The sequence below is a fragment of the Neolewinella antarctica genome (assembly GCF_011927835.1).
Lineage (GTDB): Bacteria > Bacteroidota > Bacteroidia > Chitinophagales > Saprospiraceae > Neolewinella > Neolewinella antarctica.
Map to the genome: position 1 here is coordinate 98,242 of NZ_JAATJH010000004.1, position 13,318 is coordinate 111,559.

The window sequence follows — 13,318 nt, forward strand, 5'->3', positions numbered from 1 at the left end:
GTCGATGGCCTAAATATATGGTAATTATTACTATTGCTTCTTGTCCCCTCACTCGGCCGCCGCCGCCCCAGCCCTTAAAACCAAGTTAACTAACTTAAACCCAACGTTTAGGCACACTTCCCGCGTCTATCTTACAGTTACTACCGGATAGTCACCGCCCTATGCCTAAGCTTTACCTGACCCTTTTATTTATTACATCCTCTTTAGTCCTTTACGCACAACCCGCCAACGACGAGTGCGCCGGCGCCGTAGTGCTGCCCGACCAGCTGGAATACTGTTCCGCCGTCGGGGAATTTACCAACGTGGGCGCGACGCGCTCTTTTGAAGCTCCCGGCGACTACGCCGTGTGTATCGATGAGCGCGACCAAGTCCGCGACGTGTGGTTCACCTTTATTGCCCGGCGCAACTCAGCCAACATCATCGTGACCGGCGACGTCAACCCCGGCCCCGGCGGGACGATAAATGCGCCCCAGTTCGCGTTCTACGCCGGTGGCTGCGGGGCGCTCGGCGAAGAACTTGGCTGCCGCTCACCCGTGGTCGACCCCCGCTCGGGGCAGCTACCGAACGGTGGCAACATCATTTTTAACGAACTCATCACCGGCCAGACCTACCGCATTCAGGTCAGCGCGCGCAACGGTAATCAGGGCACGTTTCAGCTCTGCGTTAATCAATTCGATCAGGTCGTTGAACCCAGTAGTGACTGTGGGACCGGGGTCATCCTGTGCGATAAGTCGCCGTTCGCCGTTGATTTTCTTCAGGGGTCGGGGGACGTGAATGATCGCCTGCTCGCCGATGTTGAATGTAACCTACGGCCCACCGAAGAAAACTCAGCTTGGTACAAATGGACTTGCGACCGGGCGGGTACCCTGGGTTTTACCATCACGCCCTCCGGGGTTGCCTTCAACGAAGACATCGACTTCGTCGTGTACGAACTAGCGAACGGCCTCGACGATTGCGGAAGCCGCACGGTTCTGCGCCAGATGTTCTCCGGGGAGACTAACGGAAAAGATGACCTGGACAATCGCCCCTGTTTGCGGGCAACCGGTCTAAGGGAAAGCAGCAACGACGTTGCCGAAAACTGTGGCTGTGACGATGGCGACGATAATTTCGTCAGCGCGATCGACATGGTTGCCGGCCGCAGCTACGCGCTGGTGATCATGAACTTCAGTGGTTCCGGCGACGGTTTTGCCATCGAGTTCGGTGGAACGGGGACGTTCGTGGGCCCCGAAGCTGACTTCACCGTCAGCACCAGTGAAATCTGCGTGGGCGACGCCTTAGTTTTTGAAGATCGATCTACTTCCCTCGACGCCATCGTCAGCCGCGAGTGGGACTTCGGCCCGACGGCTACCCCCCGCCTCGCCAGCGGGCCCGGGCCCCACTCCATCGTTTTCGGTGCGCCCGGCAGCCCCAACGTTCAACTCATTATCGAAACCGAACGTGAATGCCGCGAAATTGCTAACCTCCAGGAAGTCACCGTCACCTGTTGCGAGGGCCAGTTTAGCGCCACGGGAAGCCCGTCCGACCTGACTTGCCCCAACGACATGTCGGGTGCGATCGACCTAACGGCCAGCAGTGGTTTTTCCCCTACGACCCTTAGTTACGTCTGGAGCAACGGGGAGACGACCGAAGACATCGCCACGCTCGACGTCGGCGATTTCACCGTCACGGTAAGCGACGAGTCCGGCTGCACGGAAGCGTTCAGCTTCGTAGTGGGCGGACCGGACCCCTTTACCTTCGACACCCTCGTCACCCAACCGGACTGTGGCGGGGCGACGAACGGAGCGCTGGAGTTTACCGTCACCGGCGGTGGCGAGGGGCCGTACACGTACAGTTTCGACGGCGCTCCTTTTTCGGACGATAACCAGCTGGGGTCGATCGCCTCGCGGACGGTCAACGTGCGCGCCCGGGATGCCAATGATTGTCCGATCAACCAGGACATCGAAGTGCGGGAACTGGAACTGGGATTGGTCCAGGGCGAGGAAATTTTCACCGAACCGGTCTGCGCCGGTGACGAAAATGCCGCCATCACCATTCGCATCGCCAACGGGACGCCGAGTTATCAGTACGACTTTGGCCTCGGCGACGGCTTTCAGGGCGACAACGTCCGGACCGGCCTCCCGCCGGGTGCTTATTCGGTGACCGCGCGGGACGCGACCGGCTGTTTGGGTATTTTTCCCATCGAAATCACGGAACCGCCGGTCATCAACTTCTCGGTCGACGGAACGGACATTACCTGCTTCGGGGACGGCGACGGGACGCTCGACACCCTGGCCTCCGGCGGCCGGCCGGGCTACGGCGTGAATTTTCTCGACGGTACCGCCTTCACGGAGGAAACCAGCCAGGGCTTGGAAGCTGGCAATTATACCGTCCTACTGACGGATACGAATGGCTGCGAAACGCGGGATGCCTTCTTGGTTACGGAGCCGGACGAGATTATTCCGCGTATCGTTGCGACTAATGACCTGTTGTGCTTCGGGGAGCCGACGGGCGGGTTTGCACTGGCCGCCACGGGCGGTTCTCCGGGATATACTTACAGCGCGGATGGGGAAAACTTCCAGCTCGATTCGGTACTCACCAGCCTGCTGGCGGGTGAGTACACGCTTTACGTGCAGGACGCGAACGGGTGCACGGACTCCCTAGCGGGGAGCCTGACGGAACCGGATGAATTCGTCGTCGACCCGGGGCGGGAAACCACCATCTTGCTGGGCTTCGATACGATCCTGCGGGCCACGTCCAACTACGTACCGGTCGAGTATTTCTGGGGCCCGGATTCCTTGCTCTGTTTGGATCCACTCTGCACCCGCGTCCGCGCCGCACCCGTCCGCACGACGGACTACGTGGTGGTCGGCGTGAATGCCGCTGGCTGCACGGATTCGGTCGGCCTGCGCGTCAACGTGCTCATCGAAAAGCCGCTTTACGTACCGTCTGGCTTCAGTCCGAACGGCGACGGGCGTAACGACGGATTCACCGTCTTCGCGGGCCGGGCGGTGCGGGAAGTGACGTCACTGCGCGTCTACCACCGTTGGGGCGGGCTAGTGTTTGAGAACGAAAATTTCCTCCCGAACGACCCTTCTCTGGGTTGGGACGGTAACGTCGACGGGCGAGCGATTAACCCGGCGGTGTTCGTGTACCGTGCGGTCGTGGAGTTCGTTAACGGTGATGTGGAGACGCTTTCCGGGGACGTGACGCTGACGCGCTAGGTTAGCGAGAGAAAGTAAAGTTCTCCATATTTATGCGGCGCGGACGCGGGTGCAGGGATTTTACGGGAAGAGCAGAGTTGCCCTCACAATGAGTCAATCCAGCAAACCTTCCCTCAACGCCGCATAATTTTCCGCCGAAAGATTACCCCGCTCGATCAATATTGCCCCGCCGTCATTACTCGTCACGTAAAGCCCCTCGTCGCTTTCCTCCGCCCGGTCGATGTTAAACAGCGGAATGGTATTGGTCGTCGTCCCGATCCGGTTGCGAAGCACAACGGAATCCAGATAGACGTAGGAATAAGTCTGGCTCGCGTAACCGAACAGCAAGGCGACCAGGCCGGCAAACGGAAAGGTGTCCGCACCGGACGTGTCGTCTCGCAGTAAACCCATCAGCACTATTCCCACCACGACTACCAAGGTAGCGAGGTGACCGTAAAACGTGAAATTCCGTAAAACGTAGAATTGCCCCAGACCGGAGAGCTTATTCACGTTGTAGATCTCCAGACCGATCATCCCAAAAATAACCACCGCCAGTGCGTAGACGACCGTGGTGAACCAGCCCCCGGCGGTGAAGTCCGGAAAGAGGTAAGTGGCGATCAGAAGGCTCAGCATCAGGAGGCAGGCTACGCGGATCACGCGTTCGTAGGGGGCTTGGTTGGGTGGGGTTTTGTTTTCGATGTTAGGTTAACGGTGGAAGTTGGGTGGTGTTGGGGTGTGGTTTAGAAATCCTCTCCCCCGGCCCCTCTCCAAAAAGGAGAGGGGAGACGTGATAGTCGTTGGAGTGTGAGAAATATGACAGATGAATTTTTCCATCATCTTCTCTTACAGCTCTACCTGGATGCCTTACTATCTCTACAATTTATCAAAATGGCTACGCTACTTAATGTGTCTAGTCCATTCCCCATACGCAGTCAACTCAAAATAATCCTCGACAATGAATCGTCCCTCTGCCTTTGGAGAGGGATAAGAGGGAGAGGAGGTTTTCCGTAAATTACCCAAAAACCAAAAAAATGAAGTGGGGAATAGACCTGGGCGGCACCAAAATAGAAGGCGTAATCCTCAACGACACTAACCAAGTAGTCGACCGCCGCCGCATCGCCACCGAACGCGCGGGCGGCTACGAACACATCGTGAGCCGCATCGCGCTGCTCGTGGCACAAATGGAGTCGGCAACTAAATTAAAGCCCAAAAAAATCGGCGTCGCCACCCCCGGCACGATCGACCCGCCGACGGGGCTGATGAAAAATTCCAATACGGTCGTCCTCAACGGCCGGCCGTTGGGTAAGGACCTGGAAGCCGCCATTGGCGTGCCGCTCACCCTGGCCAACGACGCTAATTGCTTCGCCGTGGCCGAAGCGCTGATGGGCAGCGTCCCCGATAAAGTGCCCAACGCCAAGGTCGTCTTCGGTGCCATTCTCGGCACGGGGACGGGCGGCGGCATCGTCATTAACGGACAAATCCTGGCCGGCGCGCAGGGGATCGGCGGCGAGTGGGGCCACATGTTCTTGGATAATTCCGGCGGCCACTGCTACTGCGGCCGGGTGGGCTGCGCGGAGCAAATTCTGGCCGGCCCAGCCATCGAGCGCTACTACGCCAACCTGAGCGGTACTTACCGGAGCGTCCGGGAGATCGTGCCGCTTTACCGGGCGGGTGATCGCCACGCCGTCCGGGCGCTGGATCGTTGGTTGCAATTTTTCGCCAAGGGCATCGCGACGATCATTAATGTCCTCGATCCGGACGCGATCGTGCTGGGCGGCGGGCTTGGGAACATCGAGGAACTGTACACGCTGGGCGTGCCACGGGTGGCGGATCACTTGTTTAATCCGCGGATGGATACGGTGTTTCTGCGGCCTATGTTGGGGGATTCGGCGGGCGTGTTCGGGGCGGCTCTGTTGTAGGCGCTGGCGCGGGTGCCGAGTTTTTGTGGGGATGTTCCTACGGGGCCAAACGAAGCACGGCCAACGAATTGAAAGTGCGTACCGTCCCGGGGAGGAGGGGAGTCGGCTTGTTTGATCTCAGCACAGAACCTGATTTTGCCTCTTTTCGATTTACCCGTCCACTTGCTTATCTTGTGGTGGCACGAAGTACGGCGGCAATATTTCTGGCTACGCATTCTACCTAATCAACCCTTCACGTACCATGGTCACCCGCCTACTCCTGTTCTTACCGATACTTCTTACTCATACGCTAACGGCCCAGACTGACGTGCAAGCGCTGGCCACCGCCCTCGACGCTACCGCGGCGGAGCTCTCGTACAACGGTAATGTTCTCGTCGCCAGAGACGGGGCGGTTGTCTACCGCGGCTCCTTCGGTAATCGCCAGCTCGAGGATGGCAGCCAACTCGACAGCGCGACCGTCTTTCGTCTCGCTTCGGTTTCTAAACAGTTCACGGCTCTCGGCATCGCGCTGCTCGAAAACGACGGAAAGCTTAACTACGATGACTTACTGGGCGAGTACATTCCGGAACTGGCCTTTTATGAAGGCGTCACCCTGCGCCATCTCATTCACCACTACGGTGGACTGCCCAATTATATGGACGCCGTCCTTGAGTCCGGATCGTTCGAACGGATTTACGACAACGAGCTGGTGATTAACCTCCTCGCCGAGAAACGGCCCAAGGCAGATTTCCCGGCGGGCACGGCCAGCGATTACAGCAATACCGGATATGTGCTCCTCGCCTCCGTGATCGAGCGGGTTAGCGGTAAGACTTACGGAGACTTTCTAAAGGAACGCGTGTTCCGCCCACTGGGCATGAACCGTACCTCCGTGCCCACCCCCACTTCCCAACTTGACGATAACACCGCCGGCAGCTACGGGCCCGATGAGAAGACCGGTGAAATGATCCGCCTCGACGAGGGGGAGGATCCCGACGGGGCCTACCTCCTGGCCAACGTCGTCGGCGACGGGATGGTCCACTCGACGACCGACGATCTGTTTCAGTACGCGGAAGGAATGCGAACGAACCGATTGCTTCCCGCAAGCAAAGCTACCGTACTTACTACCCCCGGCGAACTGTCCGGTTACGCCTTTGGCCAGGAAGTGATGCAGGACGAGGATCTTGGCCTCAACCTCAGCCACAACGGTAGCTGGGCGGGTTACCTGACTTATCTGGAGCGCTACCCCGAGCGGGGCCACGTTATCATCATGCTGAGTAATTACGGTTCTGATTACGTACCGCTCGCCCGCATTGCCGACGACTTTCTCCGCGGCAAGGAAGTCGTGATCCCACGATTGTTTCGCCCGGTCGCGGCCGACCCCAAGACGTTCAGGGCCTTTACCGGTAAGTTTCTTTTGGAAGGAGAGAAGAAGACCGAACTAACCTTTAGAGTCAAAAAAGATCGGTTGATGATGGAGCTGCCTAATTATCCGCCATTCCCACTCACTCCCCACGCCCCCGCTGGCTTTTACCTGGACGGCCAACCCATCGACGTTACCTTTACGCAAGATGAAGCCGGAGAGGTGACTGGTCTGATCTTTTATCAGCGGGGGAAGGAGATAAAAGGGATGCGCTTGTGAGGTTTTAGCGGGGCATTTTTTATAATAAATGACTGGTTCGGGAAGGTGAGTCATTATGCTTGGTTATCCACCAATGCTTTCGTAGACGTTTGGCAACCAAGATAGTGGGCGAGCGTGCGTCGCGATGCACCTATGGGGTTCAACACTACGGGGGGAACGGCCCCCCCGCGTCCAAAGTCAGGTGCCTTACCGCAATTATTAAGTGCCAACCTATTCGGGTCGCTCGCGCAAAAAAAGTTGCCCGACAATAATTGCACGTGCGCAGGACATTAATGATCCGTCGGACTTGCTTACCTTGGAGCCCCTTATTCGATCCCCCAAGAGTTAGCGCTCCTTTACCCCGATTGACATGACAGGTACCACCACCCAACCCGCCCTCGGAGAACTCTTGGCTACCCTGGAGCATGACGTTGCGGATCGACTCGCCGCGACCAGAACCCCGGATGACTCCCCGGCGGAGCTACGGCAGGTTGTCGACGCTAATCTTGGTATCGTCGGGGCAATCCAGGCCGTGGGGCGGGCCGCGCAACTTGAAATTGAGGCCGGCGATGCGGGTAACGAGGTGGCCTACTACGTCGTCTACGAATGGCTAAACGAAGCACGAGATTTTCTGATCCTGCTGCGCAACGTCGTCTTCGAACGCCACCGCGGGCAGGTGTTGGTCAATGAAGGTGAACTGGCCGCGGACACACTCCACGAATTCGACCGCGACAGTCAACTGCAGGCGACGGAAGCGTCGCGGCACCTACTCGACGGCCTGCACGAAATGGGTAACCGGCCCATCTACCTCAAAAAGCACCTGAGCAAGTGGAAACTCGAGAAAAGCCCGCTCACCGCCCACGAAGGGCAGTTTGCCGTCCTCGTCGCGCAAATCGAGGAGCTCGACCGGCAGGCGTTCCTGCTGGAGAAAACGCGGCTGATCTTCGCGCGCATTCACCATCATTTCGGTAGTGCCTTTGACGACTATCTGGACTACCTGAACCAACTCAACGATTCGCTCGACGCCAGTCTGCGGGGAGCCGAAGGGGCGGACGAACCGGTCAGCGCGCGCGAGCTGATCAAGCAATTACGCACGAACTCCAGCAAAACCCCGGCCCCGCAAACGGTCGGTGCTTTCATCGAAGGGCTGAGCGCGCTAACCACGGAATTGCCCGGGGAAACCGACCTAATCATCGGGACCGACCACGGGCTCTTGCAGCAAAATGAACTCGACCTTGGCCAGGAAACCAGCGCCTGGTTGCAGTCGGAACTGATGTCCGAAATTCAGGACCTCTACAACCGCCGTAACCAGATCAACAACCGCCTCCTGGTCGCCCTCCGCACCGGCGAAAACCGCCTGGAGTTCGACCAGCAGGAAGACCAGAGCACCGCCGACGAAGAAATTCAACGGACCATGCAGCAGTTGGTGAAAAACTTGCGCAAATCAGCCGAAGGGCTAACGGCGCTGCGGGAAAAGACGCTTACTATCCTTCACGAAGAAGTATCCGTGAAGCACGCCTTCAGCCCGGAATTTCTGCAACTCAACCTACAGCAGACTTTCAGTCAGTACCGAAAATCCCAGGTATCGGGGCTGGTGGAACTTCGCGACTGGGCGGTGGGTAAGTGGCAGCGCTTGGTCAACAAGGGGATCGACAGCTTCCAGAGCGAAGGGTTGAGCCCGGCGGAACGCGTCGTCCGGCTGGTCAACACCCGGCGACCAAACCCCGCGACTTCTCACTACGAAGGCATGTTCGTTAACTCCGGTTACCTCGGCGAGTCTTTTCGGGTGGGCCGGCAGCGGGAACTCGACCGGACGGGAGAAATCGTTAAGAACTGGACCCTCGGTTTCCGGGGCGCGATTCTGGTGACGGGTAGCCGCCACTCGGGAAAAACCTTTTTCGGTGAGATGGTCGGCCACCGGTATTTTCAGAACCGCTACGTCGACCTGCGCCCCAACGAGCGGCTGACCATGGGCGGGCGTATTTTGGAGCCGACCGAAGACCTGGAGGAAGCCCTCAAGTTCGTGATCGCCAATGGCCGTGGGAAACAACGGATGGTCCTGATCGACGATCTGGCCCGGTGGGAAGACCGCGATTCGCCGCTGGCCACCGACGTGCGGGGGCTGCTCGATAAGCTGGACCAGCACGCCGGGCAACTCTTCTTTGTCGTTTGCGCCGATGCCCTGCTCTACGATCAACTGCGGATGCACTTCGACGTCGACCGCTACTTCCAGGCCACGTTCCCCATGCGACGGCTCACGCCCCAGGAGATCGGGGAGGCCATCTACATTCGCCACGGCGCCACGCAAATGCAGATCGTGGACGACAACGGGGAGGAGCTGAGCCCACTGAAGCTCGAACGGCTCATCAAAACGTTCACTTACCGCGCTCACGGGCACGTTGGGGAAGGTTTACGCCAGTGGGCCTACGCTATCCGGCCCCACGATGAAGACAGCGTCAGGGTGGACCACCTCGCACAGAATAGCCTCGACGTGGTGCTCTCCAAAGACGCGGGCATTCTCCTGCGGGCCATCCTCGTTGATCGGTCTACCTCGGAATACCAACTCCGGAAACAGTTCGGTCCGCTTTTTAACGACCAGTTTCAGTTACTGATTCAGCGCTACCTCCAGTTGGGTATTCTCGTTCGCGGCCCGAACGGTATGCTGCAAATCCTGCCGGCGGTCGTCAGTGACGTCGAGCGGGAACTGGCCAGTCACGGGTTCATCCCGGCTTCGAATATTCACCTATCCCAAGAAATCTGATATGGAACAATTCATTTCTACCGTACAGTGGAGTTTCTTCCTAAAGGTCGCGGCCGTACTAATTCTGGGTTACGTAATCATCCTGAACTTATCCTTGATCAAGCGGCTCCTGACCGGACGGGAAAGTAGCAACCTCAGGTTGCTGCGGTTCGGGCGTGGCCTCCGCGTGGGGTACGAACTGGTGGCGGTCGTCATTTTGATCGTGCTCTACCTGCGCATCAACGTGGTTACCCACGGCGTCGTGCTGGCCGTGGTGGTGGCGCTGGCCTGGTCGCCAATTCGCAACTTGCTCAACGGGCGCTTTCTGCGGCTAACGACACACCTAAAGAAAGGGCAGGAAGTATTTTTCGAAGGGCAAGAAGCCATCGTCCGCTCGCTCGGCCCGCTGGCGGCGGTCCTGCAGACGAACGTCGGCACGCAAATCGTGGACTACACCAAACTTCGGGAGCACGGCCTGACGCTCGTGAGCGGTAACCAACTCAGTAATTTTCTGGAATTGACCGTGAACCCGGACGAAGAAAAAGAAAGGCTGAACGCTACGTTGGATCAGCTGCTACTGAACTGCCCGTACCTGGACTGGTCGTACCGGCCCGAAATCGAGTCACCAGCGACGGAGGGCGCTGAGATGTACGTAAAAGTACTCCTGGTCGACGAGCGGTACACCAACGGTTTTCGCTCGCTGCTCGGGGAATGGGGGTATAACACCTCGACCTTCCCCGCCAAATAATCTACCCTAAAGCGCCGTAGCCAGCAACGCAGCTACGCCAATCTTAAAGAATAACCATGGATACCTATTCGCTCATCATCGGCAGTTCCGTCGTGATCATTCTTTCTTTCTTTTTCGGGGAGATCTCCAAGCGGACCAGCATCCCGTCCGTGCTGATGCTCATCTTTTTGGGTATCGGTTTGCAGTACATTTTCCCGTTCATGATGGACATGGAACTCGGCGGCACCCTGAAGACACTCGGTACCATCGGCCTGATCATGATCGTGCTCGAAGCTGCCCTGGAGCTGGAACTCAAGCCGGAAAAATACTGGCCGATCGCTAAATCTTTCGGCATCGCCCTCGTGGGGCTGCTCGCCTCCACCTGGATTGCGGCCGAGTTGCTGATGTACTTCATCGACGGCATGTCGAGCACGTCGGCCTGGCTGTACGCTACGCCACTGTCCATCCTTTCCAGCGCGATCATCATCCCCAGCGTTACGGAGCTGCGCGGCGACAAAAAGGAATTCCACATTTACGAAAGCACGTTTTCCGACATCCTCGGCATCATGCTGTTTTTCTTCCTGGCCGGGCAACTGGGCCACGATTCCGACATCGCGGGCGGCGGCGACCACCAGGGCGGCGGCTTCGGCACCTTTCTCGGCCTGACTGGCCTGACGGTCTTCGGCTCCCTGCTGATCTCCTACGTTGTCCTCGTGGTTTTTCAGGGCATCAAGAGCCACACCAAACTCTTCCTGCTCATCGCGGTGCTGATGATGTTTTACGCCATCGGCAAGACGTACCACCTTTCTTCGCTGATCATGATTCTGGTCTTTGGCCTCATGATCGCCAACATGAAACTTTTCTTCAAGGGCCCGATGAAGCGCTTCCTCGATCTGCGTAAGGCCCGTGATATTTACGAGGGTTTGCACGTCATCACGATGGAAACCGCCTTCGTGATTCGGACGCTGTTCTTCGTGGTTTTCGGTCTCACCATTGCCATTACGTCGCTCTTTAGTTTGGAAGTCGCGCTGGTTAGTCTCGCGATCCTGTTGTCCATTTACCTGATCCGCTTCGTGCTCCTACGCCTGCTGGTCGGTAAGGACATCATGCCCCAGTTGTTCGTCGCCCCGCGTGGCCTCATCACCGTGCTGTTGTTCAACGACATTCCGGAAGTCGCGCTGGTGAAAGGTTTTGACGCGGGCATTCTGCTCTTCGTCATTTTCGGCACCAGCCTAATTATGACCGGCGCGATGATCTTCGATAAGCACCGCTCCGGCCGGGCCATCAAGAAGGCGCGGGCAAATCCGATTGGCTACACCACTTACCGGGTGCCGCAGGTGGGGGCGGTGAAAGAAGAAGTGTAACGGCTTTACCGATTTGCCGCTGACGCGGGTGCAAGGTTATTTAGCGACGCGGAGCGACCCCGACCTACTTCATGACTTCAAGTCCAGTTGACGAACCATCCCCCTTGTTTGTTCCCCTCCCATGCACCACATTAATTTACAGCAAAACACCAGCGCCCTTGCCGGCACGATCAGTATTTACCAACTCGATCCGGAGGCCGGGGTAAACTACCTGCAAATACTCATCCCCCTCGCCCCTTTCCCTTACCTGGACGGCGAAGAGGACACCGAGGTCATGCTAGACTGGGTGGACGAAGACCTTCTCGTCGGTTCCAAAACCGAACGCGCGCACGCCCGGCTTTTAGTGGAAACCGAGATAAGCATCTACGTAGGTGGCGCGCACAATCGGTGTTCCGTGCGGTCTTTCCGGTTGCACCAGGAGGATGCGCTGCGTTACTCAGTGGAATTGCAATTGCGGGTGCACTTCAGCGAACAGGGAGTGGGGGCGGATGAAGAATTTTCAGTAAGGAGCTTGCTCACGGACCGGAGAGAACCGCCCGGGTGATTGAGCATTCCGTGATCGTGATAAAGTAGTTAGCTAAAACTACCAACAACTTTCTCTGCTAACTCTTCGGAATTATCCGGACTGAACACGCTCAATCATTGCTCCTTAATCCCCACCTACCCGGCACCCGCATCCGTGCCCACTGCTGGTACCGTTTCGGGAAGCGCTTCTTCCTCGGCGATCTCCTCTAGCATAATGTAGGTGATGTTAAAGTTCTGGACGCTCGCGAAGGGAATGATGAAGTAGTTGCCCGGCATTTGGTAGTAGCGCTTGCTCGTGGCGGGTGACGGTGATTCGCCGGTGGCGCGGTCGAGCTCGAAGCCGTCGTCGTCTAGCCGGCGGCGGTATACTTGGGAGAGGGTAAGTTGATCGATGCTGTGGGCGTCGTTGAGGGTGTAGCTGTCGAGCGTTCCCTTGTAGAGCATTCGGGAACCACCGATGGTCACGACGACATCGACGTAGACAAAATCGACCTTTTTGCGGTCCTTTTGGGAAAGGGCGTGGCCGGTAAAGTAACGGTCCCACTCGTTGTAGATGCGCAAGAACTTGAAACGACTGTCGAGGTCGTAGTAGACGACCACGTAGCGGACCGCTTTAGCAACGCCAAAAGCAAAGCAGGTGGCGAGCAAAATATAAAGAAAGAAGGGGGAGAGGCTGTTCTCAATCAGTTGCAAATCCAGCAAACCGTCCTTCCCCGGCGGCACGATGAGGTAGAAAAACTGATCGAATTCGAAGGGACGGCCCGACCAGCTTTCCGCCAGGGGCGTACAAACCAGGTGAACGAGCAGGGCCGGAATTAGAATAAAAATAGCTTCGCTGAGGAGTCCGGAATTAATGGACTTGCGAATAGAATTGCTCTTGAGGTACGAAAACCGGAATACGATGCCCGGTAAAAGGGCAATCAGCAGGACGAGCGCACCAAAGGCAATATTCATCGAGGCAAGTCGATGGGCTCCGCGGAAATGACGGGCTTAAGGATGTAGCGCTTGCCCTCGACCTCCACCGGCTCGGCGGAAAAACCAAGCCCGCGCCGGACCCAGTGGCGGATGAGTTTGTCGATCTTAGTGGGGTCTTCCTCTTTGATCTTCCTGAATTTATCGCTCTGTACGACGGTCATTTTGTGAATATTTGGCGCGCGGCGGTGCTACAGCGTACGTACTAAGGTAAAGGTTTTTGCGGATAAACAAGTTTAGGGGCTGGTTCGAAGCGCACGTGTCCAACCTTAGGCCGAGGGCCTCCGGCCCGAAC

General features: G+C 57.6%; 10 protein-coding genes. 7 read left to right on the plus strand and 3 right to left on the minus strand.

The features are described 5' to 3' along the window. Positions 1-161: 161 nt before the first annotated feature. Positions 162-3,200: a T9SS type B sorting domain-containing protein gene (locus GGR27_RS12590; RefSeq protein ID WP_168037826.1), complete on the plus strand. Its 3,039-nt coding sequence runs from the start codon at positions 162-164 to the stop codon at positions 3,198-3,200. A gap of 93 nt (positions 3,201-3,293) precedes the next feature. Here the strand turns inward: GGR27_RS12590 and GGR27_RS12595 are convergent, their stop codons facing one another. Next, positions 3,294-3,812, minus strand: a complete 519-nt coding sequence (locus GGR27_RS12595) for a hypothetical protein (protein WP_168037827.1) — start codon at positions 3,810-3,812, stop codon at positions 3,294-3,296. A 398-nt stretch (positions 3,813-4,210) separates the two neighbouring features. On the opposite strand from GGR27_RS12595, the gene GGR27_RS12600 reads away from it, so the two are divergent. The 6 genes from GGR27_RS12600 (at position 4,211) to GGR27_RS12625 (ending at position 12,070) form a co-directional block, all read left to right on the plus strand. Then, positions 4,211-5,098: an ROK family protein gene (locus GGR27_RS12600; protein WP_168037828.1), complete on the plus strand. Its 888-nt coding sequence runs from the start codon at positions 4,211-4,213 to the stop codon at positions 5,096-5,098. Between the two features lie 241 nt (positions 5,099-5,339). Beyond that, on the plus strand, positions 5,340-6,716 hold the full coding sequence (locus GGR27_RS12605) for a serine hydrolase domain-containing protein (protein WP_168037829.1): 1,377 nt from the start codon (positions 5,340-5,342) through the stop codon (positions 6,714-6,716). Between the two features lie 349 nt (positions 6,717-7,065). After that, positions 7,066-9,456 carry a hypothetical protein gene (locus GGR27_RS12610; RefSeq protein WP_168037830.1) on the plus strand — a complete coding sequence of 797 codons (2,391 nt, stop codon included), beginning with the start codon at positions 7,066-7,068 and terminating at the stop codon, positions 9,454-9,456. A 1-nt stretch (position 9,457) separates the two neighbouring features. Beyond that, a complete protein-coding gene (locus GGR27_RS12615) occupies positions 9,458-10,183 on the plus strand; it encodes a hypothetical protein (RefSeq protein WP_168037831.1) in 726 nt (241 codons plus the stop codon). Between the two features lie 56 nt (positions 10,184-10,239). Continuing rightward, positions 10,240-11,526: a cation:proton antiporter domain-containing protein gene (locus GGR27_RS12620; RefSeq protein WP_168037832.1), complete on the plus strand. Its 1,287-nt coding sequence runs from the start codon at positions 10,240-10,242 to the stop codon at positions 11,524-11,526. Between the two features lie 121 nt (positions 11,527-11,647). Beyond that, complete coding sequence (locus GGR27_RS12625; RefSeq protein WP_168037833.1) at positions 11,648-12,070, plus strand: hypothetical protein; 423 nt, start codon at positions 11,648-11,650, stop codon at positions 12,068-12,070. A gap of 116 nt (positions 12,071-12,186) precedes the next feature. Here the strand turns inward: GGR27_RS12625 and GGR27_RS12630 are convergent, their stop codons facing one another. Then, positions 12,187-13,005 (minus strand): hypothetical protein, encoded by an 819-nt coding sequence (locus GGR27_RS12630; RefSeq protein ID WP_168037835.1) that lies wholly within the window; start codon positions 13,003-13,005, stop codon positions 12,187-12,189. Then, positions 13,002-13,187: a hypothetical protein gene (locus GGR27_RS12635; protein WP_168037837.1), complete on the minus strand. Its 186-nt coding sequence runs from the start codon at positions 13,185-13,187 to the stop codon at positions 13,002-13,004. Before GGR27_RS12635 ends, GGR27_RS12630 begins: the two co-directional genes overlap by 4 nt. Positions 13,188-13,318: the final 131 nt, after the last annotated feature.